This is a genomic window from Streptomyces sp. NPDC039480, from assembly GCF_055597165.1.
In genome coordinates this window covers 140,299-164,621 of the sequence record NZ_JBVITX010000011.1, presented here as the reverse complement: position 1 = coordinate 164,621, position 24,323 = coordinate 140,299, and the positions used below count along the sequence as shown (strand labels likewise).

Below are 24,323 nucleotides of genomic sequence, written 5' to 3'. Positions count from 1 at the left end.
CCACGTACACAACAAACCCGGACCTTCAAGAATGCCCGATGCCGCTCTCGACCATATAGCACGTGTATTCGATTTCCGGCCGGATCCCGAGCCCTTCACCCGTCCGTGTGACGCGGCTATCGTCGACCGCATGATTGATCATGTGCGCGACCTGGCGTCTGTACGTGACGCGACCGAACGACTGCTCACCGCAGCGGCGAAATTGAACGAAGATTCGACCGCCGAACCGTCACGGCTTCCGGGCTGGACCCGCGGCCACGTCCTCGCCCACCTCGCACGGAACGCGGACGCTCTGGTGAACGTCCTGGCGGGACGACCGATGTACGTCAGCGCGGAGGCGCGGGACGCGGACATCGCCCGCGACGCCCCGCGGCCGCTGGGCGCACAGCTCGACGACGTGCGGGAGAGCGCGGGCCGCTTCGAGGCGCAGGCCGCCGTCCCCGCCGACTGGTCCCGGACGATCACCATGCGCAACGGAGTGACCGATTCCGCGTCGCGTGTGCCGTTCCGGCGGTGGGTGGAGGTCGAGCTGCACCACGTCGACCTCGGCATCGGCTACGAGCTGGAGGACCTGCCGGAGGAGTTCGTGCAGCGGGAGATCACGTTCCTGACGGCACGCTTCTCGGGGAACCCCGACGTGCCGCCGACCTGGATCACGAACGGCACGCACACCTGGAGCACCGGCCGCCCCGGCGACGCCGAGGTCACCGTCTCCGGGTCCGCGCCCGACCTGGTCGGCTGGCTCGCCGGCCGTCGCGACGGCTCCGCGCTGACGGCCGAAGGCGGCCTCCTGCCCGCCCTGCCCCCGCTATAGGCTGACGGACATGACGTACAGCGGAGCGGTGAAGGTCGGCGGGCCCGCGGATGTGCACGAGCTGCCGGACCTGATGATTTCGAAGGTCGCGGTCGGGCCGATGGACAACAACGCCTACCTGCTGCGCTGCCGGACCACCGGCGAGCAGCTGCTGATCGACGCGGCGAACGACGCCGAGACACTGCTGACGCTGATCGGTGACGACGGCATCGCGTCCGTCGTCACCACGCATCAGCACGGCGACCACTGGCAGGCCCTCGCCGCCGTCGTCTCGGCGACCCGCGCGCGGACGTACGCGGGCCGCGAGGACGCCGCGGGCATCCCCGTCCCGACGGACGTCCTGGTCGACGACGGCGACACCATCACGGTCGGCCGGGTCACGCTGACCGCGCGCCACCTGGTGGGCCACACCCCGGGCTCGATCGCGCTCGTCTACGACGACCCGCACGGCCACGCGCACGTGTTCACCGGCGACTGCCTCTTCCCGGGCGGCGTCGGCAACACCTGGAAGGACCCGAAGGCCTTCGCGAGCCTCATCGACGACGTCGAGACGAAGATCTTCGGGACGCTCTCGGACGAGACGTGGGTCTATCCCGGCCACGGCGGCGACACGACGCTCGGCGCCGAGCGGCCGCATCTCGCCGAGTGGCGCGCGCGGGGCTGGTGACCCGGAGGGGGACGCGTCAGGAGCGGGCGGCGACCAGTGCCGCCACCCGCTCCACCGCGAACGCGTACCCCTGCACACCGCAGCCCGCGATGACTCCGTCGGCACGCTGCGAGACGTAACTGTGGTGCCGGAACGCCTCGCGCTGATGGATGTTGGAGATGTGCACCTCCAACACCGGCATCCCGTCACAGGTGTTGAGCGCGTCCAGGATCGCGACGGACGTGTGGGAGTAGGCCGCGGGGTTGATGACGATGCCCACGTGGTGCTCGCGCGCCTCGTGGATCCAGTCGACCAACTCGCCCTCGTGGTTGCTCTGTCGCAGGTCCACGGTCCCGCCGTGCGCGGCCGCCGCCTTGGCACAGAGGGTCTCGACGTCGGCGAGGGTGTCCGTGCCGTAGATCTCGGGCTGGCGGAGGCCGAGGAGGTTCAGGTTCGGGCCGTTCAGGACCATGATCGGGGCGGTGGCGAGGCTGCGCGTCATAAGGGAGGTCTATCACGCCTCCCGCGCGCGGGAGGGGCCCGAAGTCGGATGCGCTCTCCGTAGTGCCCGCCTACGCTCCCGTCATGATCGTCGAACCTGTGTACCCGCCGAAGCCCTCGCCGGGCGACCGCGTGGCCGTGCTCTCCCCTTCCAGCGGACTGCCCGGACTCTTCCCGCTCCCCTACGAACTGGGCCTGAAGCGCCTCCGCGAGGAGTTCGGCCTGGAACCCGTCGAGTATCCGACGACCCGGAAAATGGGCTCGACGCCGCAGGAGCGGGCCGACGACCTCCACGCGGCGTTCGCCGATCCGACCGTCAAGGCCGTCATCGCGAGCATCGGCGGCGACGACCAGATCACCGTCCTTCCGTACCTGGACCGGGAGTTGATCCGCGCGCACCCGAAGCCGTTCTTCGGCTGGAGCGACAACACCAATCTGCTCGCGTACTTGTGGCAGTGCGGCATCGTCGGCTACCACGGCGCGTCCGTCATGTGCGAGCTCGGCCGCCCCGGCGCCATGGCACCGCAGACCGCGGACTCGCTGCGCGCCGCGCTCTTCACCCCGGGCCCCTACGAACTGCGCCCCGCCGAGCGCTACCGCGACGTCGACATGCCCTGGGAGGACCCCGCGCTCCTCCTGGAGGAACCGCCCACGGAGCCGGGCGGCGGCTGGCTCTGGCACGGGCCCGAGCGGGTCGTGGAGGGCCGCTCCTGGGGCGGCAACCTGGAGATACTCTCCTGGCTCCTGATGGCGGACCGCGAGATCCAGCGTGACCTGTCCGCGTACGACGGCTGCGTCCTGTTCCTGGAGACGTCGGAGGAACTGCCCGGCGCCGACGAGGTGTTCCGCATCCTCCGCAGCATGGGCGAGCGCGGGCTGCTTCACCGCTTCCCCGCGCTCCTGATGGGCCGCGCCAAGGCCTGGTCCTTCCAACGCCCCTCGGACGCCGACGAGAAGGCGGCGTACGCCCGCGAGCAGCGCGAGGCCGTCCTGAAGGCGCTCGCCACCTACGCGCCCGACACCATGGCGGTCTTCGACGTGGACCTCGGCCACACCGATCCGCAAGTCGTCATCCCCTACGGGGGAAACGTGCGGGTCGACGGCCGGGCACGCCGCATCACCGTGACCTATTAGCCGGTCACATTGGCGGTCGAGGCAAGGCAGTTGCCATGCGTTACGGGCAGTGACTGTGGGTAGTTGATCCGGCATGCGCACCACGAAGCCCCCACGCCCGACCGCACCACCGTCACTGCCGCGCCTCGCGGCCGCCTCGCTCGCCGGGACCGCCATCGAGTTCTACGACTTCTTCATCTACGGAACGGCCGCCGCACTGGTCCTCGGCCCGCTGTTCTTCCCCACCTTCTCACCGCTCGCCGGCACGCTCGCCGCCTTCGCGACCTTCGGAGTGGGCTTCATCGCGCGGCCCCTGGGCTCCGTCCTCTTCGGGCACATCGGCGACCGGCACGGACGGCGGCCCGTGCTCATCGTGTCGCTGCTGCTCACCGGAGTCGCCACGGTCGCGGTCGGCTGCGTACCGACGTACGGGTCGATCGGGGTCGCCGCTCCCCTGCTGCTCCTTGTGCTGCGGTTCGTTCAGGGGCTCGGACTCGGGGGCGAGTGGGGCGGTGCCGTGCTGCTGACCGCGGAGCACGCGCCTCCGGAGCGGCGCGGCCTGTGGGCGAGCTTCCCGCAGGTCGGCCCGGCGATCGGATTCCTGCTGGCCAACGGCGTCATGCTCGTCCTGTCGGCGACCCTCACCGACGCGCAGTTCGCGGCCTGGGGGTGGCGTGTGCCGTTCTGGGCGGCGGGGCTGCTCGTGGTGGCGGGCCTCGCGCTGCGCTCCTCGCTCGCGGAGAGCCCGGACTTCCTGCGCCTGCGGGAGCACGCGCGCGTGCCGCTCGCCGAAGTGGTGCGCGGACACTGGCGGCTCGTGCTCCTGACGGCCGGCGCGCTCGCCGTCGGGTACGCGGTGTTCTACGCCGTGACGACCTGGTCCCTCTCGTACGGCGTGGAGCGGCTCGGCGTCAGCCGCACGGTCATGCTGGCCTGTGTCATGGCGGCGGTCCTGGTGAAGGGCGCCCTGACGCCGGTGGTGGCGGTGCTCGGCGACCGGTACGGGCGGCGGCCGCTGTGCCTGCTCGGGTGCGCCGCGTCGGCCCTGTGGATGTTCCCGATGATCGCGCTGCTCTCGACCGGGGAGCCGCTGCTGATGTTCACCGGATTCCTCGTGGCGATGCTCTCGTTCATCACGATGTTCGCGGTGATCGGCGCGTATCTGCCGGAGCTGTACGAGCCCCGGGTGCGCTGCACGGGCGCCGCGGTCGGCTACAACCTCGGCGGGGTGCTCGGCGGCGCGCTCACCCCGATCGTGGCGACGGCGGCGGCGCAGGGGGACGGGAAGCCGTGGGGTGTGGCCGCGTATCTGTCGGGCATCGCGCTGCTGAGCCTCGGCTGTTTCGCGCTGCTTCCGGAGACACGGCCGGTCGTGAGCCCCGAGCCGGCGGCCGCTACGGGGTGACTGCGAGCTCCAGGAACGCCGCGAACAGCACCAGGTGGACACCGCCCTGGAGCGGCGTGGCGCGCCCCGGCACGACCGTGAGCGTTCCGACGATCACGGTGAGCGCGAGCAGCACCATGTGCGTCGAGCTCAGCCCCAGCACGAGCGGGCCCGACAGCCACACGGAAGCGACGGCGACGGCCGGGATGGTCAGCCCGATGCTGGCCATGGCGGAGCCGAGGGCGAGGTTCAGGCTGGTCTGCACGCGGTCGCGACGGGTGGCCCGCACGGCCGCGATGGTCTCCGGGAGCAGCACGAGGAGCGCGATGATCACGCCGACGACGGCGTGCGGCATGCCGGCGCTCTCCACGGCCGACTCGATGGTCGGGGAGACGCCTTTGGCCAGGCCGACCACCCCGATCAGCGCGAGCGCGAGCAGTCCGAGGCTCAGCAGCGCCGTCCGGGAGGAGGGGCCCCCTCCGTGGCCGTCGGTGTCGATGACCTCGCCCTGTTTGGTGAGGGGCAGGAAGTACTCGCGGTGCCGCACGGTCTGGGTGGTGACGAAGATGCCGTAGAGGACGAGTGAGGCGATCGCGGCGAAGGTCAGCTGGGCCGTGGAGAACTCGGGGCCCTGCTTGGTGGTGGTGAACGTCGGCAGGACCAGGCAGAGCGTGGCCAGGGTGGCGACGGTCGCGAGGGCGGCGCCGGTGCCCTCCGGGTTGAAGACGGCGGTGCGGTGGCGCAGGGCGCCGACCAGGAGACAGAGGCCGACGATGCCGTTGCAGGTGATCATCACTGCGGCGAAGACGGTGTCGCGGGCTAGGGTGGAGCTCTTGTCGCCACCGTCGGCCATGAGGGTGACGATGAGCGCCACCTCGATGATCGTCACGGCGACCGCGAGGACGAGTGAGCCGAAGGGTTCGCCGACGCGGTGCGCGATCACCTCGGCGTGGTGGACGGCGGCGAGCACCGCCCCGGCGAGGACCAGCGTGACCACGGCGACGACCGGTCCCGGCAGGTCCCGCCCCCAGGTGAGCGCGAGAAGAACGATCGCGAGGACCGGCACCACGGCCGTCCACTGCATGCCGAGCGCCCGGAGCCGAGTGACCATGACTCGATGCTGCCCCGGGCGCCTGGGTGCCGCTACTCGGTGTCTCCCGCCCGGTGCCGGGCGGGAGAGCTGACTGTCAGGCCGTGATCAGGCCTCGATGCTGTCCTTCCGGGCGTCGTCCGCGGCCTCGGCCGCGGCCTGCCGCTCCTGCTTCTTGGAGGCGATGAGGCTGGTGATCGTCGTGATCACCAGGACGCCGCAGATGACGCCGAGCGAGACCGGGATGGAGATCTCGGGGACATGCACGCCGTTCTCGTGGAGGGCGTGCAGGACGAGCTTCACACCGATGAAGCCGAGGATCACCGACAGGCCGTAGCTGAGGTGGACCAGCTTCCTGAGCAGGCCGCCGATGAGGAAGTACAGCTGGCGCAGACCCATCAGGGCGAAGGCGTTGGCCGTGAAGACGATGTACGGGTCCTGGGTGAGGCCGAAGATCGCGGGGATGGAGTCCATCGCGAAGAGCACGTCGGTGGTGCCGATGGCGAGCATGACGACCATGAGGGGCGTCATGATCTTCTTGCCGTTCTTCCGGATGAACAGCTTGGTGCCCTCATACCGGTCGGAGACGCCGAACTTCTTCTCGATGGACTTCAGAAGGCGGTTCTCCTCCCAGTCCTCTTCCTCCTCGTCGGCACGCGCCTCCTGGATGAGCTTCCAGGCGGTGTAGATCAGGAACGCGCCGAAGATGTAGAAGACCCAGGAGAAGTTGGCGATGACGGCGGCGCCGGCGGCGATGAAGATCGCTCGCAGGACCAGCGCTATCAGCACACCGAACAGCAGCACGCGCTGCTGGAGATGGCTCGGCACCGAGAACTTCGCCATGATCAGGATGAAGACGAAGAGGTTGTCGACGGAGAGCGACTTCTCGGTGATGAAGCCCGCGAAGAACTCGCCGGACGCCTGGCTCTCGCCCGCGACCAGCAGGCCGACACCGAAGAGTGCGGCGAGGACGATCCAGACGATCGTCCAGATTCCGGCTTCCTTGATCGACACGTCATGGGGCTTGCGCCCGATGAAGAAGTCGACCGCGATCAGGGCACACAGACCGAGAACGGTCGTCACCCACATGGTCATTGAAACGTCCACTGCGCCTCCGGCTTCGTACGGCTACTGATCAGCGTCGTCGCTGCCGGAGGTCTCTTCCACCCGAGGCGGTCACCGCCATGAATCGGGCCGACGCCCCGGGACCGATGGCGGTCCGTATTGACGGGTACGTCGCAGCCGGGAGTACTCCCCTCCGCTGATAGAAGAGTACGCGAAACACCAAGCATTGGTAAAGGAGATGGCAAAGGAAAACTAAAAGCCCTGGTCAGGGCGGTGCAAAAGTCGCTTTACCGTCAACGCCCGCCGTTGCGCCGGGCCGTGGCGACCTGGTCGAGGAGCCGCCGCAGGATCTGGCTGCCGTGCGGGATGGCCGGGGGCTCGTACGTCCACGCGTGACCGACCCACGGGTCGGCGAGGTGGTCGTCGGGCACCGGCGTCAGCCGCAGGAGCGCGCGCCACAGAGGGTCGAGCAGCGGGCCGTACTCCGCGGCGTCCTCGCGGTCGGCGACCATCATGAGGTGCACGCCGACGGCCGGGCCCTCGTCCGCGAGATAGCGCAGCTGGGTCACGGCGCGGTCGTCGAAGCCGTGCGGGAAGTCGTTGACGATCAGGAGCTGCTCGGCGGTGTCCAGGTCCGGGGGCAGCGCGTCGGCGGCACCGCCGCGGATGGCCATCTGCACCAGGTCGACGCGCTGGGTGAGCTTGGCGAGCACCTCGGAGACGCCGGCCGCGCCGGAGGCCGGAGGCCCGGCGAGCACACCGGCCGTCACGAGCGGCGCGAGAGCGGGGGCGGCGGCTCCCGCCGCGTCGATGACGTGCACCTGGAACTCGTTCGCCGGATAGGCCGCGAGCAGCCGGGCCGCGTGCGCGACGGCGGTGTCGACGGCCAGCCGCCGCAGCTCGGTCGCGTCGGTGGCGTGGTTGGTCAGGGCCTTGCCGCTGTCGATCCACAGGCCACGCTCCAGGGGCAGCCGGACGAGGAGCGGGATGCGCAGGTCTACGCGCTCGGGGAGGTGGAGATCGCCGAGGCGCAGCGCCATCGGGATCTCCATGGGCGCGCGGTAGGCGTGCCAGACGGGGCTGTGCCACGCCGCGTACGCCGGAGGCAGGGCGGGCTCGACGACGTCGGCCTCGGCGGCGAGCTGGGCGAGGTCGCGGTCGAGGGCGGCCCTGGCCCGGTCGACGAGGTCGGCGTGCTTGGCGCGGGCGGCCTCCCGGGCGGGGTCGGCCGCGCCGCCGATGCGGCTGCGCGGGTCGGAGAGCACCTTGTCGAGCTCCTGCTCCATGCGGGAGTCGGCGAAGTCGACGGCACTGCGGTACGCCGCCGTGGTGCGGGCCAGGTCCTCGAACATCCCCCACACCTGGTTGTAGAGCCGCTCCTCCGGTGACCATCCGGTGGCATCCCCGGCAACGGGCTGGGCCTGCTGCCCGGGCTGGCCCGGGGGCACGGCGGGAGGGGGCGACGGGGGCGCGGTGGCCGAGCGTCGTCCCGGGTGGGTGTAGTCGACGGGGCCGCCGGTGCCCGGCGGGGTGGGTGGTGTGGTGGCAGGGGCCGCCGGACCTTGCGGCCCGGAAGCCCGGTCCGTGGTCGCCTGGCTCTGGGGGGCCGGGGTCGGATCGGTGGCCGTCCGGGCCTGGGGCCCGGTGCGGGCACGGGTGTCGTCGGTGGGGCGGGGTGGCGGCTGTGCCACGGAGCGGGACAGGCCCTGGGACACGGCGGCGTTGATTGCGGCTGTCAGCTCGTGGGCCTGGGGCAGGCCCTGGTCGGTGAGCATCTCCACGAGGCCTGCCGCGTACCCCTGGCCGACGGCGCGGACCTTCCAGGCGGCCTGGCGGCGGTAGAGCTCCAGGGCGACGACGGCGGACTCGGCGTCCAGGTCGGTGATGGTGTAGCTGGCGATCTCGGTGCCGTCGAGCCCGGTGACCGCCACGAAGGGGGCGGCGAGGGCGCGGAAACTGCCGGGGGCGCCGGCGCCGACGGGCAGCGCCAGCAGGACGCTGACCCGGTGCACGGTGTCCGGCAGCGCGTCGAGGTCCACGGCGAGGCGGTGGTCGGCCGCCGCCTGCTTGGACACCTCGAGGCCCGGCAGGGTGGGCGATCCCGGGTGGGCCACCCACTCCACGCCACGGACCCTGCCCCGGTCGTCGCCGAGCGTGGCGCCCGCCACGATCGGCCGGCCGGCCGATACGCGGATCTCCAGGCGGATCGCGGGAAGCGGGTGGTTCTGCCCCCGCACCAGCTCGGCCGTCATCGCGTTCGTTCCCCCTTGTACGTACGGATGGTGCTCACATGCGGATGGTGCTCACATGCGGATGGTGCTTACAGGTGCGGCAGAATCGACGGCATCAGGTCCTGGAAGGTGCGGCCGTTGGCCGGGTTGCCGATGGCCGTCATCTGCCAGCCCGTGCCCGCGCGGTGCACCTTCGCCATGATCTGCGCGGTGTACTGACCGCCGCCGTCGAGGGTGTAGCGCGCGAGCTCCTGGCCGTTGGTCTCGTCGACCAGGCGGCAGAAAGCGTTCTGCACCTCCTGGAAGGTCTGCCCGGTGAAGGAGTTCACCGTGAAGACGATCTGGTCGATGTGGACGGGGACCCGCTGGAGGTCGACGAGGATCGCCTCGTCGTCCCCGCCCTGGCCGACGCCGCCCACGAGGTTGTCCCCGGTGTGCCGCACCGAGCCGTCGTCGCTGACCAGATGACGGAAGAACACGACATCCACCGGCTGCTTGTCCGCGAACAGCACCGCCGAGGCGTCCAGGTCGACCTCGCGGGTGCGCGAGCCGAACAGGCCGCGGCGCGGGGCCGCCTGCCACCCGAGTCCCATGCGCACCGCGGACAGGGCGCCCCCGTCGTCCTTCTGCAGGCTGATGGCCTGACCCTTGGTCATATTGACCGTCACGCGCTGTCCCCTCTCGAACTGCCTGGGCAACCGCCTCTTGCGGTTGCCCAGCACCCTATGCAGTGCGACCTGCGGAGCAGCACCGCGGGCCGCACTTTGTGGCGGTCTTGCAACAGACCGGGCAGTACGCCGAATCCCCTCCCCCAAGAGGCCTTCTAGGCCTGTCCCGCCTCCCTCATCTGGCGCAGTTCCTTCTTCATCTCGGACACCTCGTCGCGCAGCCGGGCGGCGATCTCGAACTGGAGGTCGGCGGCGGCCGCGCGCATGCGCTCGGTCATCTCCTCGATCTGCGCGGCCAGCTCGGCCGCGGGGCGGTCGGTCGGGACGGTCTCCGCGCCCTTCTTGCCCTTGGCCTTCGCCTTGGCGGACGTGGCCGCCTCGCCGCCGAGCGAGGGCACGGGGGCCTTGGCGCCCTTGCCCGCCTTGGGCTTGCGGTAGTCGGAGCCGAGGAGCTGCTCGGTGTCGACCTCTTCGCGCGCGATCGCCGACACGATGTCGTTGATCTTCTTGCGGAGGGGCTGCGGGTCGATGCCCCGCTCCGTGTTGTACGCGATCTGCTTCTCCCGGCGACGGTTGGTCTCGTCGATGGCCTTCTCCATGGCCGGGGTGATCTTGTCGGCGTACATGTGGACCTGGCCGGAGACGTTGCGCGCGGCGCGGCCGATGGTCTGGATCAGGGAGGTCCCGGAGCGCAGAAAGCCCTCCTTGTCGGCGTCGAGGATCGCCACCAGGGAGACCTCGGGCAGGTCGAGGCCTTCACGCAGGAGGTTGATGCCGACCAGGACGTCGTACTCACCGGCGCGGAGCTCGCGCAGGAGCTCGACGCGGCGCAGCGTGTCGACGTCGCTGTGGAGATAGCGGACCTGGATGCCCAGCTCGAGGAAGTAGTCGGTGAGGTCCTCGGCCATCTTCTTGGTGAGCGTGGTGACGAGGACGCGCTCGTCCTTCTCGGTGCGCAGGCGGATCTCGTGCACCAGATCGTCGATCTGGCCCTCGGTGGGCTTGACGACGACCTCGGGGTCGACGAGGCCGGTGGGGCGGATGATCTGCTCGACGAAGCCGTCGCCGCGCGAGAGCTCGTACTTCCCGGGGGTGGCCGAGAGGTAGACCGTCTGGCCGATGCGGCCGAGGAATTCCTCCCACTTCAGGGGGCGGTTGTCCAGCGCGGAGGGCAGCCGGAAGCCGTGGTCGACGAGGGTGCGCTTGCGGGAGGCGTCGCCCTCGTACATCGCGCCGATCTGCGGGACCGTGACGTGCGACTCGTCCAGGACGAGGAGGAAGTCCTCGGGGAAGTAGTCCAGGAGGGTGTTGGGGGCGGTGCCGGGGGCGCGGTCGTCGAAGTGCATGGAGTAGTTCTCGACGCCGGAGCAGGAGCCGATCTGGCGGAGCATCTCCAGGTCGTACGTGGTGCGCATGCGCAGGCGCTGGGCCTCCAGCATCTTGCCCTGCTTCTCCAGCTCGGCGAGGCGCTCGGTGAGCTCCTTCTCGATGCCGTTGACCGCCTTCTCCAGGCGCTCGGGTCCCGCTACGTAGTGCGACGCCGGGAAGACGTACAGGTGGTCGTCGTCGCTGATGACCTCGCCGGTGAGCGGATGGAGGGTGGAGAGCGCCTCGATCTCGTCGCCGAACATCTCGATGCGGACGGCCAGTTCCTCATAGACCGGGAAGATCTCGATGGTGTCGCCGCGGACGCGGAAGGTGCCGCGGGTGAACGCCAGGTCGTTGCGCGTGTACTGGATGTCGACGAAGCGGCGCAGGAGCTGGTCGCGGTCGATCTCGTCGCCGACCTTGAGCGGGACCATCCGGTCCACGTACTCCTGCGGGGTGCCGAGGCCGTAGATGCAGGAGACCGAGGCGACCACGATCACGTCGCGGCGGGTCAGGAGCGAGTTCGTCGCGGAGTGGCGCAGGCGCTCGACCTCCTCGTTGATCGAGGAGTCCTTTTCGATGTAGGTGTCGGACTGCGGGACGTACGCCTCGGGCTGGTAGTAGTCGTAGTACGAGACGAAGTACTCCACCGCGTTGTTCGGCAGGAGCTCGCGGAATTCGTTCGCCAGCTGGGCGGCCAGTGTTTTGTTCGGCGCCATGACGAGGGTGGGGCGCTGGAGCTTCTCGATCATCCACGCGGTGGTGGCCGACTTGCCGGTGCCGGTCGCGCCGAGGAGGACGACATCCTTCTCACCTGCGCGGATGCGTCGGTCCAGCTCGGCGATGGCCGCCGGCTGGTCACCGCTGGGCTGGTACGGACTGACGACCTCGAAAGGTGCCACCGTGCGTTCGATCTTGGATACGGGCCGCATGGAATCAACCGTACGACCCCGCACTGACAACCGGGCAGGATCGGCCGTCCGGCGCCGTCCGGGTCACCGGTGGCGCGGCCCGCTCACCAGTTCTGCGGGGAGCGGGAGCCGGGGCGGGTGCGGGGCCTGGGCCGGGTCCTGCGGCGGGCGGGCACGTGCCGGTCGCCGGAGCGCGGGACGGGGTAGGACTGCCGGGCGCGGCCGCCGTGCGGGGGTTTCCTGACGTCCGCCTGGCCGCCCATGATCATGAGCGGATCGAACATCACGATCACGCCCGCGAGGAGCAGGAAGGCGAGCGGCCCGATCATCATGGGCGCGAGGATCTCGGCGGGCGAGTCGCCCGGCGGCGTGGCGCCCGACTCGTGCAGATGGACGCTGAGCCCCGCCATTCCCATGTAGTGCATGCCGCTCACGGCCAGGCCCATGACGAGGCTGGCGCCGAGGCTCCACAGGATTCCCCTGACCTGTCCCGCCGCCCAGAGCGCGGCGGTCGCGGCGGCCATGGCGATCACCACGGAGGCGGCGACGGTCAGGGTGTCGTACTCCAGCGTCCCGCGAAGACGCATACCGGCCATTCCGAGGTAGTGCATCGAGGCGATGCCGAGGCCCGTGATCGTGCCGCCGGTGAAGAGGGCGGTGCCCGTGGCGCCGCGGTAGCCGACGATGAAGATACCGATGCCGACCATCACGATGGCGACGGCGAGACTCGCGAAGGTCAGCGCCTTGTCGTAGTGGATCGGGGCCTCCTCCACCGTGAAGCCCATCATCGCCACGAAGTGCATGGTCCAGATGCCGGACCCGATCGCGGCCGAGCCGAGCGCGAGCCAGCCGGGCCGCCAGGAGTGCGCGACGAGCAGCGATCTGGTCGTGCAGCGCAGGCCGAGCGCGCCCCCGAGGCAGGCCATGAGATAGGCCACCACCGGTGTGACGACTCCGTAGCTGAACCCGTCGACCGTGCCCTGCATGCGCGGTAGCCCTTCCGCTTTTCGTGCCCAAATGCCATGAAACGTGCCATATACCCCCTACCGTCGGTCATATGAAAGACCGTCGGCTGACGCAGAGAGTAAAGCTCACGCCGGGACGTTCGAACGATTTTCCGGCAAAGAATCGCTTTCCCCACGCGCGGGGTCCTCGTCTTTGATGACTCCGTTCAACCTGTGGCCATCCTGCACCTGTTTCCCGTTGGCAGTGGACTGTCACTCTCGACCGGTCCGCGATCACACGACGCGAGGAGTACCCGTGTACGCACGTGCTGCCGCCACCACCGTCGCCCTCCTGGGAGCCGGTGCACTCGTCCTCCCCACCGCCAGCGCCACCGCGCAGCCCCACACGGCCCCCACGGCATCGAGCTCCGCCCGGCACGACAGGCCGCTGGTCGTCGCCCACCGGGGTGCCTCCGCGTACGCTCCGGAGAACACCCTCGCGGCCATCGACAAGGCCCGCGCCATGGGGTTCCGCTGGGTCGAGAACGACGTCCAGCGGACCAAGGACGGCGAGCTGGTGATCATGCACGACGACACCCTGAAGCGGACGACGAACGTCGAGGAGCTCTTCCCCGACCGCGCTCCGTGGAAGGTCGCGGACTTCACGGCGGCGGAGATAGCGAAACTCGACGCGGGCAGCTGGTTCGGCCCGGAGTTCGCCGGTGAGCGTGTGCCGACCCTGAAGCAGTACATGCGGCGGGTGTCGCACAACCACCAGAAGCTGGTCTTCGAGTTCAAGAAGCCCGAGCTGTACCCGGGGATCGAGAAGCAGGGCCTTCAGGTGCTGCGCAACGAGGGCTGGCTCGACCGGCGCCACGTCAAGAGCAGGCTGGTCATCCAGAGCTTCAGCGCGGACAGCGTGAAGACGGTCCACAAGCTGCGGCCCGATGTGAAGACCGGCTTCCTCGGCACCCCCGCGGTCGCCGACCTGCCCGCCTACGCGCGGTTCGCCGACCAGATCAACTCGACGCACACGTCCATCTCGGCCGACTACGTCGCCGCGATCCACGATCTCAAGGGCCCGCACGGCAAGCCGCTGGAGATCTTCACATGGACCGTCAACGACGCGCCCGGTGCGGTGCGCGTGGCGGGCTTCGGCGTGGACGGCATCATCACCAACAAGCCCGACGTCGTACGCAAGGCGCTGCGCGACGACTGACAGGTACCCCTGCCGCCGCCGTCCGGCCGCGTTGTCAGTGGCCGGTCGTACGGTGGTCCGCATGAACGCCTCTGCGCAGGACCAGCGTGCGGCCGTGTGGGCCGTCGTGGACAGTGACATCGGTCCGCTGCTGCTCGCCGCGACCGGCGAAGGGCTCGTCACCGTGGCCTTCCACGCCACCGAGGCGGTGCGCGGCACGACCCTGGACCGGCTCGGCTCCCGCCTGGGCGCCGAGCCGGTCCACGCGCCGGACTCTCCCCTGCTCGCCGAGCCGATCCGCCGGCTCGCGGCCTACTTCGCCGGCGAGCCGCGCGACTTCGACCTGCCGCTCGACTGGTCGCTGATATCCGGCTTCAACCGCCAGGTGCTGCGCGAGCTCGCCTCCGGCGTGCCGTACGGCACGGTGGTGGGGTACGGGGACCTCGCCCGCCGGGTCGGCAGCCCGGGTGCGGCCCAGGCCGTGGGCCTCGCGATGGGCGCCAACCCGCTGCCGGTCGTGGTGCCCTGCCATCGCGTGGTGGAGAGCGACGGCGGCATCGGCGGTTTCGGCGGCGGCCTGGAGACCAAGCGGCAGCTGCTGGCCCTGGAAGGTGTGCTGCCGCAGCCGCTGTTCTGAGAACTGCCCGTTCCGTGCGGGGAAACGCCCTGGCACACTGCGTCAGTGACTTCGACCCTCGACGCCCCTGACATACCCGGGCCGGAGGCGCTGCCCGCCCTCCGCCGCCGTACGAACGCGGTACTGATCGCCAGTCAGATACTGGGCGGACTCGGGGTGCCGATCGGCATCGCGCTGGCTCCGATGCTGGCCACCGACGTGAGCGGCACGGAGGCGCTGTCCGGTCTCGCGCCGACCGCTTCCGTGGCGGGCACGGCCCTGCTGTCGCTGCCGCTCGCCGCGCTGATGAACTCGCGCGGGCGGCGGGCCGGGCTCGTCCTCGCCTATGTGATCGGCGCGCTGGGCGCCGGGATCGTCGTGCTCGCCTCGGTCGTCGAGAGCTTCGCCCTGCTGCTGCTCGGCATGGCGGCCTTCGGGGCGGGTTCGCTGGCCACCCTGCAGGCGCGGTTCGCCGCGGCCGACCTCGCCGAGCCCGACCGGCGCGGCCGGGCGATCTCCCATGTCATCTGGGCCACCACGATCGGCTCCGTGCTCGGCCCGAACATCTCCGCGCCCACGAGCCGGTTCTTCACCGACACGGCCATTCCCGAGGCGGCAGGACCCTTCCTCTTCGCCGCCGGGATCTTCGCGGCCGCCGCGCTGGTGGTGGCGGTGCTGCTGCGTCCCGACCCGCTGCTCACCGCACGCGCGCTGGCCCCGCAGGACAGCGGGACCGCGCAGAGCCGCTCGCTGAAGGCCGGCATCGCCGCGGTGGCCGCGTCTCCGATGGCGCGGCTCGCCCTGGTGACGGTGGCCGCGTCGCACACGGTGATGGTCTCGATCATGGTGATGACCCCGGTCGATCTGGGGCACCACGGCGCGAGCCTGCAACTGGTCGGCCTGGTCATCAGCGGCCACATCGCGGGCATGTACGCGTTCTCGCCGGTGATGGGCTGGCTCGCGGACCGGTTCGGCAGGCTCTCCGTGATCGGGCTCGCGGTGGGGCTGCTGTGCTGTGCCGCGCTGCTCGCCGGCACGGCGGGGCCCAGCCACGGCCAGACCGCCGCCGGGCTCTTCCTGCTGGGCCTCGGCTGGTCCGCGGGGCTGGTCTCCGGCTCCGCGCTGCTCACCGACTCGGTGCCGCAGCCCGCCCGGGCCGCCGTGCAGGGTCTGTCGGACCTGACGATGAACGCGGCGGCGGGCATCGGTGGCGCCGCCGCCGGTCTCATCGTGGCGCGGGCGAGCTACGGCTGGCTCAACCTCGTCGGCGTCTGCATACTGCTGCCGATGGCCGCGCTCGCCGTCCGCAGGGCGGTCAAGAAGGCCTGACCGCGTGCCGCGTGCCCAGTGGTCACGGGAGCGTGATGTGGTACGCCTTCCTCAGCGTCTCGTGCACGGTCCAGGTGGTGCGGTCGCCCTCGCGCAGCACGGCGGCGTCGCCCGGGCCGATCTCCAGGGTGTTGCCGCCCTCGACCTCGACGGTGGCGCGGCCGCTGACGACCACGAACAGCTCGTTGGCCTCGGTGTCGGTGACCACGCCGGGCGTGATCTGCCAGATGCCGCGCAGCTGCTTGCCGTCGGCGGACTCCCACAGCACCTTGCCGGTCACCACCGGGTCGCCGGAGACGATCTGTGCCGGGTCGAGCGGCTCGGCCTCCAGCTCGACATCCGGAATGTGCACGGCAAAAGACGCAACAGTCTGATCATTCGTGGTCATGGCCGGTCACCCTAGCCGGGGGCCGGGAGGCCGCTCGCGGGCGGGGGTTTGCCGGGACGCGCCGCCCGCCAGGGATGAGGGGAGACCCGACAGGCAGGAGGCAGGCCCGTGCTGGTGGTGTCCGACGAGGTGCAGACGGCTGTCGCGGAGCGACGCCCCGTGGTGGCCCTGGAGTCCACGATCATCGCGCACGGCCTGCCACGCCCGCGCAATCTCCAGGTGGCCGAGGAACTCGAAGCGGCCGTACGGGACGAGGGCGCCGTCCCCGCGACGATCGCCGTACTGGACGGGACGCCCCGGGTCGGCCTGGACAAGGGGCAGTTGGACCGGGTCGCGAACGAGGACGGCATCCGCAAGCTGGGCCACCGCGATCTGCCGCTCGCCGTCGCGACGGGCGCGAGCGGGGCGACGACGGTGTCGGCGACGGCGCTGCTCGCCGCACGGGCGGGCCTGCGGGTGTTCGCCACGGGCGGGCTCGGCGGTGTGCACCGGCAGTGGACGCAGTCGCAGGACGAGTCGGCCGACCTGGGGCTGCTCGCCCGCACGCGGCTCACGGTGGTGTGCGCGGGCGTGAAGTCGATATTGGACGTGGCGGCGACACTGGAGCGCCTGGAGACGCTGGGCGTCGCGGTGGCGGGGTTCGGGACCGACCGCTTTCCCGGCTTCTATCTCGCCGACTCCGGGCACCCGGTGGACTGGACGCTGCACACACCCGGGGAGGTCGCCGAGGTGATGCGGGCTCAGGACGCGCTCGGTGGACCTGAGTCGGCGCTGATCGTGGCCAACCCGGTGCCGCGCGACGAGCAGCTCGATCCGTTGCTCCACGCGCGCGTGCTCACCGAGGCACTGGAGGCGTGCGAGGAGCGGGGCATCACGGGGCAGGCGGTCACGCCGTTCCTGCTGGGCGAGTTGGTGCGGCGCACCGGGGGCGCGTCGCTGGAGGCCAACCTCGCGGCCGTCCGCGGCAACGTCCGGCTCGCGGGGCGGATCGCGACGGCCTGGGCCGGGCGGGACCGGTGAGAAAGCGGGCAGGGCCGGTGACGAAGCGGGCGGAGCCGGTGAGGGAGCGGGCGACCGTGCCCTCGGGCTCCGGTGGCCTGCTGGTCGTCGGAGACGTTGTCACGGACATCGTGGCCCGGCACCGTACGGCGTTAGCCCCCGGCACCGACACGGCCGCCGCAATCCGTACCGTGCCCGGCGGCGCGGGCGCCAACGTGGCCTGTTGGGCGGCGCACCAGGGCTGCCCGGACGTACGACTCCTCGGGCGGGTCGGTGCCGACGCGGCGGCGTGGCACGAGGCCGCGCTCACGCGCGCGGGGGTGCGGCCTCGGCTCGTCGTCGATCCGGAGGCGGCTACGGGGACGGTCATCTGTCTGGTGGACGGCGCCGCCGCGGCCGAGCGGACGTTCCTCACGGACAGCGGTGCCGCGCTGCGGCTCTCCCCCGCCGACTGGTCCCCGGACCTCCTCGACGGCGTGGCCCTGCTGCACCTTTCCGGTTACCTGTTCTTCGCCGAACCCGGCCGGGCGGCGGCCCGCGCGGCCCTTGCCGCGGCCCACGCGCGCGGGGTGCCGGTGACCGTGGACCCCGCGTCGGCGGGGTTCCTCGCGGAGTCGGGTGTGGAGCGGTTCCTCTCGGCGGTGGAGGGGGTGGCCGTGCTGCTGCCGAGCCGGGACGAGGCCGAGCTGCTCACGGGGCTCCCCGACCCTGCGGACGCGGCGTCAAAGCTGAGCCACCGGTTTCCGGCCGTGGTGGTCAAGCTGGGCGCCGAAGGGGCGCTGGTGGCGCGGGACCGACGGGTGCTGGTCCGCGTCCCCGCGGTGCCCGCGCACGTGTGCGACTCGACGGGGGCCGGCGACGCGTTCACCGCCGCGTTCCTCGCCGCGCGGCTCGCCGGGGCGGAGCTGGGCGAGGCGGCGGCGGAGGGGTGCCGGGCGGGGGCGCGGGCCGTGGAACGGGTCGGCGGCAGACCACCGGACCCGACATCGACAAAGTGACATCCCGGCGCCACACCCCGGCTGTGCCACAAGCCCGGCTGAGCCCCAACCCCGGCCGTACCCCAACCCCGGCCGGGTGGTCGCCGCCCGGCACGCCCGCTGCTCCGGCCAGGGTGCTGACACACAGCCGCCACGCCCCCCACACGCACCGTTCTGGCCCGCGCGCCGGTTACGCCTACCTCCCGTGTGCCACAACCCCGGCTGCGCCCCAACCCCGATCGGATGGTCGCCGGCCCACCGCCGACCGCTCCGGCCGGAGTGATGACACACAGCCGCCACGCCCTCCACACGCGCGTTCCGGCCGCGCGCCGGTTACGCCTTCCTCCCGTGTGCCACAGCCCCGGCCGTGCCCCAACCCCGGCCGGGTGGTCGCCGCCCGGCAGGCCCGCCGCTCCGGCCGGAGTGCTGACACACAGCCACCGCGCCCTCCGCACGCGCTCGTTCCGGCCGCGCGCCGGTTACGCCTTCCTCCCGTGTGCCACAACCCCGGCCGTGCCCCAACCCCGATCGGGTGGTCGCCGCCCGGCACGCCCGCCGCTCCAGCCAGGGTGCTGACACACAGCCGCCGCGCCCTCCACACGCGCCGTTCCGGCCGCGCGCCGGTTACGCCTTCCTCCCCCACGTCGAGATCAGGGGCGGGGCCGCCAGGTCCAGGGTGCCTGTCGCGAGGTCGGCCAGGTGCTGGTCGATGTCCTCGGGCGTGGCCAGGCCCGCGGCGGTCAGTTCGGGGCGGAGTTGCTGGAGCGTGGCGGTCTCCAGGGCTGCCGAGGCCGGTGAGGCGAGCGGGAAGTACGCGTCGGCCTCCACCCCGCGCAGACCCGCGTCGCGCAGCAGCCGGGGCAGCCCGCGCCCGTACGCCATGTCGGCGCCGCGCTCCGCGAGCAGTGCGCACACCGCGCGGCGCAGCCGGTTCGCCGACTCCTGGGCGGGGCCGTGCTCGTCGGGGCAGGCCAGTGGCTGGAGCGCCGGGTCCGGCTCCTCGATGAGGAGTCTGCCGCCGGGCCGCAGCGCCTTGTGCATCGACGCCAGAGCCTGCTCCCGGTCGGCGACGTCGGCCAGGACTAGCCGGGCGTGGACGAGGTCGAAGCCTCCGGCGGGCGGCGGGTCGGCGGCGACGTCGTGGATCCGCACTTCGAGGGGCGCCCGCGCCGCCCGCGTCTGCCACGACGTGTCGATGTCGGTCGCGAGGACCCGGCCGGTGGGGCCGACGCGCCGGGCGAGCCAGGAGATCACGGAGGTGCCGCCCGCCCCGACCTCCCAGCAGCGCCAGCCCGGGCCGATGCCGAGGCGCTCGATGTGCCCGAAGGTGGTGGGGTCGAAGAGGGCGGCGAAGGCATCGGAGCGCGACCGGGCCTCGGACTGCCGGGCGGCGGAGAGCTGCCGGTGCTCGGCGAGTTGCCGGGGGCCGGCGTACTGCCGGGGGTCGAGAAGATGACCGTCGATTTGCGTCATGCCCTGATCATCCCAGTTGTCCCGCTTGCTCCCGGGAGGCAGAACCGGTCAATCCGGAACGGAGCACTCCGTTCCCACAGGCCTTGGCGGGCGGCCGGACGGTGCTGTCAGACTGGCACGCCAAGTCGTCACTGCGAGGAGCCCCTATGTCGATGGCAGGCAATCTGCGAAAGGTCGGGAACCTGCGCAAGGTCGGTGGCCTGCGCAGAGTAGGCGGCCTGCGGAAGGTCGCGCGCCTGGCCCGCCGCGGGACCCGCGTCGACCTGAGCCACCCGGCCCGCTCCCCGCTGGGCTCGTCGGTGGTGAACTGCGTGACGTACCGGGAAGGGGTGCGCGAGCCGCAGGGCCGTGATCTGGTCGAGTCGGTGGAGCGGATCCGCAAGTCGGGGGACGGCTTCGTCTGGCTGGGACTGCACGAGCCGACGGAGGACGAGTTCGCCGACATCGCCGACCTCTTCGGGCTGCACCCGCTCGCGGTGGAGGACGCGGTGCACGCGCACCAGCGGCCCAAGGTGGAGCGGTACGACCAGACGCTGTTCGCCGTGTTCAAAACCGTCTGCTATGTGGAACACGGCGAGCTGACCGCGACCAGCGAGGTGGTGGACACCGGCGAGATCATGGTCTTCGTGGGCCAGGATTTCGTCATCACGGTCCGGCACGGCAGGCATGGTTCGCTCGGGCCGCTGCGCGAGGAGCTCGAGGCCTCGCCCGAGCAGCTCGCCCAGGGCCCGGCCGCGGTGCTGCACGCCATCGCCGACCAGGTCGTGGACGACTATCTCGCGTCGACCGACGCGGTGCAGTCGGACATCGACCAGGTCGAGACGGATGTGTTCGCCCCGGACGGCGCGCGGGCCGACCCGGGCCGGATCTACCAGCTCAAGCGCGAACTGCTCGAGCTGAAGCGGGCGGTGGTGCCGCTCGGCCGTCCGCTCCAGGTGCTCGCCACCCAGCCGATGCGGATCATCGCCCCGGAGATACAGGCGTACTTCCGGGATGTCGACGACCACTTGAAGCGGGCCACCGAACAGATCGCCGCGTTCGACGAGTTGCTGAACTCGATTCTGCAGGCCCACCTCGCACAGGTGACGGTCGCGCAGAACGAGGACATGCGGAAGATCACCGCATGGGCGGCGGTCATCGCGGTGCCGACGATGGTCTGCGGCATGTACGGCATGAACTTCGATCACATGCCGGAGCTGCGCTGGCGGTTCGGCTATCCGCTCGTCATGTCAGTGATCGTGACGGCCTGTGTGCTGCTGTACCGGGGATTCCGGCGGAACGGCTGGCTGTGAGGCGGCACACCACCCGGGTCACCCTTTGGCATACCCGGGTCACCCCAGGGCGTACACGCGTCACCCCTTGGCGTACACGCTCTCGACCCAGCCGGCGAGCTGGTCGTCGGTGAGGTGGGTGGCGAGGTCGGCCTCGCTGATCATGCCGACGAGCCGCTTGTTCTCGATCACCGGCAGTCGGCGGATCTGGTGGCCCTGCATCTCCCGCAGGACCTCGCCGACATCGGCGCCCGCGTCGATCCAGCGCGGGGTGCCCTTGGCCATGTCGCCCGCCGTGACCTGGGCGGGGTCGTGCCCCATGGCCACACAGCCGACGACGATGTCGCGGTCGGTGAGGATGCCGCAGAGCCGTTCGTTCTCGTCGCTGATGGGCAGCGCGCCCACGTCGAGTTGACGCATCAACTGGGCCGCGCGGTCCAGGGTCTCGTGACTGGGGATCCACTGGGCACCCCGGTGCATGATGTCTCCGGCGGTGGTCATCACTGCCTCCCGTCGCCGGGCGGTGTCCGGAGCGGCGCGGAGGCGCGGCTGGGCCCGGCGCTCCTCATTCTCGCGGCGCCCGCGCCGGCCCGCATCCGGAGCCCGCAGGACCGGGCCGGTCAGGGCGCGAACGTGACGATCTTGCGCGGGGTCACCCGGACGATGACCCGGACCTCGTCGTCCTTCTCCGCGGGCGGGTCGATGCCGAGGTACTTGTGGGAGAGCTCGTACGGCAGCCGCTTGCCCTCGTCCGGGAGGATCTCGGCGACACCGCGGATCTCGGCCGAGGCGTACGGGTTCGCGAGGTCGTAGATCGAGAGGCTGATGCGCGGGTCGCGTTCGAGGTTGCGGACCTTCTGCCGGCCCGCGGTGGCGGAGAAGAGCACGGCGTCGCCGTCCCGCTTGACCCACACCACCGAGTTGTGGGGCGCACCGCCGGGACCCAGGGTCGCGACACTGGCGAAGTTCTTTCCGTCCAGGAGGGCACGGACGGAGTCGTCGATGGAAATCGGTCGGACGTGCGAGTTCGTCGTCATGCCCGCACTCTAGACTAGATGCACGTGCATATAAAGAGTTCGGGGCGATCACGTTCCGAGCAGGTCAGCCGCTCCAGTCGGCCACGCCAGCCAGCCACTCCAATCAGCCGCTCCACGCCGGATGCCGGGGGTCATCCGCCCGCACCACAACATCGGCCGCGGCCGCGGGGTCCACCTCCGCCTCGTACCGCTCGAAGGCCGGCAGCGTCCACCGCTCGCTCTCCGGCGTGCGCCGCTTCAGGGCACCCGGCGACAGCCGCACGTGCACGGTCAGGTCGAACGGGAACCAGCGGCCGAGGAGCAGGGGGCCGTGCAGCAACAGCAGGCCGCCGGGCGGGAGTTCGACGTACGGGCTGCGGGTCGCGCGGTCGGTCGCCGGGTCCCACAGATCGGGCAGGACCCGCCCGGTGCCGCCGGGGTCGAGCGGCCCGAAGACCTCACGCCACAGCGCGCCGATGTCGAACCACCCGCTGTAGTACGCCTCCACGTCCTCGTGGCCGTACTCGAAGCGGAGCGACGCGGGCCGCAGGAAGCCCTCCGTACCGATGACCAGCGCGCTCCGCCCCCGCGGGCGCAGCGCGTCGCCCACCAGGCGTGCCAGCTCACCGGCGCCTGCGGCCGGTGCCCCGTCGACGGCCACCCGCGTCCACGGGCCGCCGTCGGCCGTCTTCAGGTCGAGCAGACGGTCGGCGAGGGTGTCGGCCAGGCGTTCCCAGGTGATCGGTTCGAGTCGCACGGGCCCATGATGCCCGGCACCGAAACCCACCGGCACCGGCACCGGCACAGGTACCGGAGGCGCCGCTTCACGGAGAACGGTCGCGGGGATGAAAGGGGCATGACGAGCTCTCCGGTCATTCCGTCCGCCGTTCCGTCCGCCGTTCCGTCCGCCGTTCCGTCCGCCCGCGCCGGACTCCTGGTCTTCCAGCCGCTGCGGCGAAGGCACTGTGCGGAGTGCCGTTCCGGGCCGCTCCCGCTGCTCGTCGTGGAGGGCGGCGAGCCGCGCTGTCTGGACTGCGCCGACCTCGGGCACCTCGTGTATCTGCCGCGCGGCGACACGGCGCTCACGCGACGGGCCCGCGAGGACAGCGGCCTCTCGGCCGTGGTCGTCCGCTTCCACCGCCGCCGTGGCCGCTACGAACGGCAGGGGGTGCTCGTCGAGGAGGCCGCGCTCGCGCGCGCAGAGGAGCGGTGTCTGGCCGACGCGGAGGCGCGGGCGCGGCGCCGGGCGCGCGACGCGGCGCGGCGGGCCGTGGAGGACGTGCGGTTCACGGAGGCGTTCGCCGCGGAGATACGGCGGATCTTTCCCGGCTGCCCGCAGGACCGGGCCCGCGCCGTCGCCGCCCACGCGTCGGTGCGGGGCAGCGGCCGGGTGGGGCGGAGCGCGGCGGGGCGGGCGCTCTCGGAGGGTGCGGTGACGGCGGCGGTCGTGGCGGCGGTGCGGCACACGGCCACGCCGTACGACCGGCTGCTCATGAGCGGGGTGCCGCGCGGGGAGGCGCGGCGGCGGATCGGCGCCGCGGTGCAGGCGACGCTGCGGAAGTGGCGCGAACCGCGGGACGAAGACGAGGACGAGCTGCGCCTGGCAGGCATGTAACGGTCGCCGGGCAGGCACGTGACGGCCACCTGGCAGGCACGTAACGGCCCCCGAGACGGTGGCGTATGCGGCCGCGAGCGTCACGTATGGCGGGCGCGCGCCGACGGGAATTGACTTGTGGTGGATCGAGGCAGCACTGCAGGATCACTCGCGCCCGCCGCCCGACGTAGCCTCCTCCTCCGACGTAACCACCCCAGCCATCACGGGAGTTGTCATGATCGACGGACCGTACTTCGTGCTCACCGTGCTCGGGGCTCTCGCCTGCGGCCTCGTCGCCGGGGTCTTCGCCGCGTTCTCCACGTTCGTGATGAAGGGTCTCGCGGCGCTGCCCCCGGCCCAGGGCATCGCCGCGATGAACCGGATCAACGTCACCGCGGTCACCCCGGCCTTCATGGCCCTGTTCCTGGGCGCGACGGGGCTCTGCGCGGTGCTCGCCGTCGTGACGTTCGTGCTCTGGCCGGACGACGGCACGGTGGAGCTGCTGCTCGGCAGCGCGCTGTACCTGGTCGGCTCGTTCGGGGTGACCGTCGTGGCGAACGTCCCCCGCAACGACGCCCTCGCGAAGGTCGACCCGGACAGCGCGGAGGGCGCCGCGTACTGGCGTACGTACGTCAGAGAGTGGACCGTGTGGAATCACGTCCGCGGTGTCGCGTCGCTCGCCGCGACGGCGTGCTTCGTCCTGGGCCTGACCTGACGTCGCCCGGGA

24 protein-coding genes are annotated in these 24,323 nt (G+C 71.4%); 12 read left to right on the top strand and 12 right to left on the bottom strand.

Annotation, left to right across the window (positions count from 1 at the left end):
- Nucleotides 1-130 precede the first annotated feature (130 nt).
- The gene (locus ACZ56E_RS30590) at nucleotides 131-814 is read left to right on the top strand and encodes a maleylpyruvate isomerase family mycothiol-dependent enzyme (RefSeq protein WP_471219066.1); all 684 of its coding nucleotides are present in this window, start codon (nucleotides 131-133) and stop codon (nucleotides 812-814) included.
- Nucleotides 815-824: 10 nt separating this feature from the next.
- Nucleotides 825-1,481, top strand: a complete 657-nt coding sequence (locus ACZ56E_RS30585; RefSeq protein ID WP_471219064.1) for an MBL fold metallo-hydrolase — start codon at nucleotides 825-827, stop codon at nucleotides 1,479-1,481.
- Between the two features lie 16 nt (nucleotides 1,482-1,497).
- Here the strand turns inward: ACZ56E_RS30585 and aroQ are convergent, their stop codons facing one another.
- On the bottom strand, nucleotides 1,498-1,962 hold the full coding sequence (gene aroQ, locus ACZ56E_RS30580; RefSeq protein WP_471219062.1) for a type II 3-dehydroquinate dehydratase: 465 nt from the start codon (nucleotides 1,960-1,962) through the stop codon (nucleotides 1,498-1,500).
- Nucleotides 1,963-2,045: 83 nt separating this feature from the next.
- Here aroQ and ACZ56E_RS30575 point away from each other — a divergent pair, with 83 nt between their 5' ends.
- Both ACZ56E_RS30575 and ACZ56E_RS30570 read left to right on the top strand, forming a co-directional pair.
- The gene (locus ACZ56E_RS30575; protein ID WP_471219060.1) at nucleotides 2,046-3,095 is read left to right on the top strand and encodes a S66 family peptidase; all 1,050 of its coding nucleotides are present in this window, start codon (nucleotides 2,046-2,048) and stop codon (nucleotides 3,093-3,095) included.
- Nucleotides 3,096-3,168: 73 nt separating this feature from the next.
- Complete coding sequence (locus ACZ56E_RS30570; protein WP_471219058.1) at nucleotides 3,169-4,479, top strand: MFS transporter; 1,311 nt, start codon at nucleotides 3,169-3,171, stop codon at nucleotides 4,477-4,479.
- On the opposite strand, the gene ACZ56E_RS30565 is transcribed toward ACZ56E_RS30570, so the two are convergent.
- The 6 genes from ACZ56E_RS30565 to ACZ56E_RS30540 form a co-directional block, all read right to left on the bottom strand.
- Entirely contained in the window at nucleotides 4,469-5,569 is a 1,101-nt protein-coding gene (locus tag ACZ56E_RS30565) for a calcium:cation antiporter (RefSeq protein WP_471219056.1), read from the bottom strand. The two genes, ACZ56E_RS30570 and ACZ56E_RS30565, sit on opposite strands and share 11 nt — an antisense overlap.
- 87 nt (nucleotides 5,570-5,656) lie before the next feature.
- On the bottom strand, nucleotides 5,657-6,655 hold the full coding sequence (locus ACZ56E_RS30560) for a TerC family protein (RefSeq protein WP_471219054.1): 999 nt from the start codon (nucleotides 6,653-6,655) through the stop codon (nucleotides 5,657-5,659).
- 251 nt (nucleotides 6,656-6,906) lie between these two features.
- Nucleotides 6,907-8,865 carry a TerD family protein gene (locus ACZ56E_RS30555; RefSeq protein ID WP_471219052.1) on the bottom strand — a complete coding sequence of 653 codons (1,959 nt, stop codon included), beginning with the start codon at nucleotides 8,863-8,865 and terminating at the stop codon, nucleotides 6,907-6,909.
- 68 nt (nucleotides 8,866-8,933) lie between these two features.
- The gene (locus ACZ56E_RS30550; protein WP_219692232.1) at nucleotides 8,934-9,512 is read right to left on the bottom strand and encodes a TerD family protein; all 579 of its coding nucleotides are present in this window, start codon (nucleotides 9,510-9,512) and stop codon (nucleotides 8,934-8,936) included.
- A 155-nt stretch (nucleotides 9,513-9,667) separates the two neighbouring features.
- The gene (gene uvrB / locus ACZ56E_RS30545) at nucleotides 9,668-11,812 is read right to left on the bottom strand and encodes an excinuclease ABC subunit UvrB (RefSeq protein WP_468609641.1); all 2,145 of its coding nucleotides are present in this window, start codon (nucleotides 11,810-11,812) and stop codon (nucleotides 9,668-9,670) included.
- 83 nt (nucleotides 11,813-11,895) lie between these two features.
- The gene (locus ACZ56E_RS30540) at nucleotides 11,896-12,777 is read right to left on the bottom strand and encodes an MHYT domain-containing protein (protein ID WP_471219049.1); all 882 of its coding nucleotides are present in this window, start codon (nucleotides 12,775-12,777) and stop codon (nucleotides 11,896-11,898) included.
- A 274-nt stretch (nucleotides 12,778-13,051) separates the two neighbouring features.
- Here ACZ56E_RS30540 and ACZ56E_RS30535 point away from each other — a divergent pair, with 274 nt between their 5' ends.
- The 3 genes from ACZ56E_RS30535 (at nucleotide 13,052) to ACZ56E_RS30525 (ending at nucleotide 15,878) form a co-directional block, all read left to right on the top strand.
- Complete coding sequence (locus ACZ56E_RS30535; RefSeq protein ID WP_471219047.1) at nucleotides 13,052-13,954, top strand: glycerophosphodiester phosphodiesterase; 903 nt, start codon at nucleotides 13,052-13,054, stop codon at nucleotides 13,952-13,954.
- A gap of 61 nt (nucleotides 13,955-14,015) precedes the next feature.
- Nucleotides 14,016-14,570 (top strand): methylated-DNA--[protein]-cysteine S-methyltransferase, encoded by a 555-nt coding sequence (locus ACZ56E_RS30530; RefSeq protein ID WP_468609647.1) that lies wholly within the window; start codon nucleotides 14,016-14,018, stop codon nucleotides 14,568-14,570.
- Between the two features lie 45 nt (nucleotides 14,571-14,615).
- Nucleotides 14,616-15,878: an MFS transporter gene (locus tag ACZ56E_RS30525; RefSeq protein WP_471219045.1), complete on the top strand. Its 1,263-nt coding sequence runs from the start codon at nucleotides 14,616-14,618 to the stop codon at nucleotides 15,876-15,878.
- 22 nt (nucleotides 15,879-15,900) lie between these two features.
- On the opposite strand, the gene ACZ56E_RS30520 is transcribed toward ACZ56E_RS30525, so the two are convergent.
- Nucleotides 15,901-16,266 carry a cupin domain-containing protein gene (locus ACZ56E_RS30520; protein ID WP_471219043.1) on the bottom strand — a complete coding sequence of 122 codons (366 nt, stop codon included), beginning with the start codon at nucleotides 16,264-16,266 and terminating at the stop codon, nucleotides 15,901-15,903.
- Between the two features lie 108 nt (nucleotides 16,267-16,374).
- Here ACZ56E_RS30520 and ACZ56E_RS30515 point away from each other — a divergent pair, with 108 nt between their 5' ends.
- Together ACZ56E_RS30515 and ACZ56E_RS30510 are read left to right on the top strand one after the other, a co-directional pair.
- Nucleotides 16,375-17,286 carry a pseudouridine-5'-phosphate glycosidase gene (locus ACZ56E_RS30515; RefSeq protein ID WP_471219041.1) on the top strand — a complete coding sequence of 304 codons (912 nt, stop codon included), beginning with the start codon at nucleotides 16,375-16,377 and terminating at the stop codon, nucleotides 17,284-17,286.
- A gap of 17 nt (nucleotides 17,287-17,303) precedes the next feature.
- Nucleotides 17,304-18,263: a carbohydrate kinase family protein gene (locus tag ACZ56E_RS30510; RefSeq protein ID WP_471219039.1), complete on the top strand. Its 960-nt coding sequence runs from the start codon at nucleotides 17,304-17,306 to the stop codon at nucleotides 18,261-18,263.
- A 603-nt stretch (nucleotides 18,264-18,866) separates the two neighbouring features.
- On the opposite strand, the gene ACZ56E_RS30505 is transcribed toward ACZ56E_RS30510, so the two are convergent.
- Nucleotides 18,867-19,715 (bottom strand): methyltransferase domain-containing protein, encoded by an 849-nt coding sequence (locus ACZ56E_RS30505; RefSeq protein ID WP_471219037.1) that lies wholly within the window; start codon nucleotides 19,713-19,715, stop codon nucleotides 18,867-18,869.
- Between the two features lie 164 nt (nucleotides 19,716-19,879).
- On the opposite strand from ACZ56E_RS30505, the gene ACZ56E_RS30500 reads away from it, so the two are divergent.
- Nucleotides 19,880-21,007 (top strand): magnesium and cobalt transport protein CorA, encoded by a 1,128-nt coding sequence (locus ACZ56E_RS30500; RefSeq protein WP_468610045.1) that lies wholly within the window; start codon nucleotides 19,880-19,882, stop codon nucleotides 21,005-21,007.
- Nucleotides 21,008-21,067: 60 nt separating this feature from the next.
- Here the strand turns inward: ACZ56E_RS30500 and ACZ56E_RS30495 are convergent, their stop codons facing one another.
- From ACZ56E_RS30495 to ACZ56E_RS30485, 3 genes are all read right to left on the bottom strand, one after another.
- Nucleotides 21,068-21,487: a CBS domain-containing protein gene (locus tag ACZ56E_RS30495; RefSeq protein ID WP_471219035.1), complete on the bottom strand. Its 420-nt coding sequence runs from the start codon at nucleotides 21,485-21,487 to the stop codon at nucleotides 21,068-21,070.
- Nucleotides 21,488-21,606: 119 nt separating this feature from the next.
- Nucleotides 21,607-22,023, bottom strand: a complete 417-nt coding sequence (locus tag ACZ56E_RS30490; RefSeq protein WP_468609660.1) for a PPOX class F420-dependent oxidoreductase — start codon at nucleotides 22,021-22,023, stop codon at nucleotides 21,607-21,609.
- Between the two features lie 103 nt (nucleotides 22,024-22,126).
- Nucleotides 22,127-22,759, bottom strand: coding sequence for a nucleoside/nucleotide kinase family protein (locus ACZ56E_RS30485; protein WP_471219033.1), 633 nt, complete (start codon nucleotides 22,757-22,759; stop codon nucleotides 22,127-22,129).
- Between the two features lie 99 nt (nucleotides 22,760-22,858).
- On the opposite strand from ACZ56E_RS30485, the gene ACZ56E_RS30480 reads away from it, so the two are divergent.
- Together ACZ56E_RS30480 and ACZ56E_RS30475 are read left to right on the top strand one after the other, a co-directional pair.
- Nucleotides 22,859-23,617, top strand: a complete 759-nt coding sequence (locus ACZ56E_RS30480) for a DUF2293 domain-containing protein (protein ID WP_471219030.1) — start codon at nucleotides 22,859-22,861, stop codon at nucleotides 23,615-23,617.
- Between the two features lie 214 nt (nucleotides 23,618-23,831).
- On the top strand, nucleotides 23,832-24,311 hold the full coding sequence (locus ACZ56E_RS30475; protein WP_471219028.1) for an anthrone oxygenase family protein: 480 nt from the start codon (nucleotides 23,832-23,834) through the stop codon (nucleotides 24,309-24,311).
- Nucleotides 24,312-24,323: the final 12 nt, after the last annotated feature.

What these genes read in the sequence shown, in the direction of transcription:
- ACZ56E_RS30590 (WP_471219066.1), top strand. Translation starts at nt 131, where the DNA reads ATGATTGATCATGTGCGCGACCTGGCGTCTGTACGTGACGCGACCGAA.
- ACZ56E_RS30585 (WP_471219064.1), top strand. Translation starts at nt 825, where the DNA reads ATGACGTACAGCGGAGCGGTGAAGGTCGGCGGGCCCGCGGATGTGCAC.
- aroQ (WP_471219062.1), bottom strand. Translation starts at nt 1,962, where the DNA reads ATGACGCGCAGCCTCGCCACCGCCCCGATCATGGTCCTGAACGGCCCG.
- ACZ56E_RS30575 (WP_471219060.1), top strand. Translation starts at nt 2,046, where the DNA reads ATGATCGTCGAACCTGTGTACCCGCCGAAGCCCTCGCCGGGCGACCGC.
- ACZ56E_RS30570 (WP_471219058.1), top strand. Translation starts at nt 3,169, where the DNA reads ATGCGCACCACGAAGCCCCCACGCCCGACCGCACCACCGTCACTGCCG.
- ACZ56E_RS30565 (WP_471219056.1), bottom strand. Translation starts at nt 5,569, where the DNA reads ATGGTCACTCGGCTCCGGGCGCTCGGCATGCAGTGGACGGCCGTGGTG.
- ACZ56E_RS30555 (WP_471219052.1), bottom strand. Translation starts at nt 8,865, where the DNA reads ATGACGGCCGAGCTGGTGCGGGGGCAGAACCACCCGCTTCCCGCGATC.
- uvrB (WP_468609641.1), bottom strand. Translation starts at nt 11,812, where the DNA reads ATGCGGCCCGTATCCAAGATCGAACGCACGGTGGCACCTTTCGAGGTC.
- ACZ56E_RS30540 (WP_471219049.1), bottom strand. Translation starts at nt 12,777, where the DNA reads ATGCAGGGCACGGTCGACGGGTTCAGCTACGGAGTCGTCACACCGGTG.
- ACZ56E_RS30530 (WP_468609647.1), top strand. Translation starts at nt 14,016, where the DNA reads ATGAACGCCTCTGCGCAGGACCAGCGTGCGGCCGTGTGGGCCGTCGTG.
- ACZ56E_RS30520 (WP_471219043.1), bottom strand. Translation starts at nt 16,266, where the DNA reads ATGACCACGAATGATCAGACTGTTGCGTCTTTTGCCGTGCACATTCCG.
- ACZ56E_RS30505 (WP_471219037.1), bottom strand. Translation starts at nt 19,715, where the DNA reads ATGACGCAAATCGACGGTCATCTTCTCGACCCCCGGCAGTACGCCGGC.
- ACZ56E_RS30495 (WP_471219035.1), bottom strand. Translation starts at nt 21,487, where the DNA reads ATGACCACCGCCGGAGACATCATGCACCGGGGTGCCCAGTGGATCCCC.
- ACZ56E_RS30490 (WP_468609660.1), bottom strand. Translation starts at nt 22,023, where the DNA reads ATGACGACGAACTCGCACGTCCGACCGATTTCCATCGACGACTCCGTC.
- ACZ56E_RS30480 (WP_471219030.1), top strand. Translation starts at nt 22,859, where the DNA reads ATGACGAGCTCTCCGGTCATTCCGTCCGCCGTTCCGTCCGCCGTTCCG.
- ACZ56E_RS30475 (WP_471219028.1), top strand. Translation starts at nt 23,832, where the DNA reads ATGATCGACGGACCGTACTTCGTGCTCACCGTGCTCGGGGCTCTCGCC.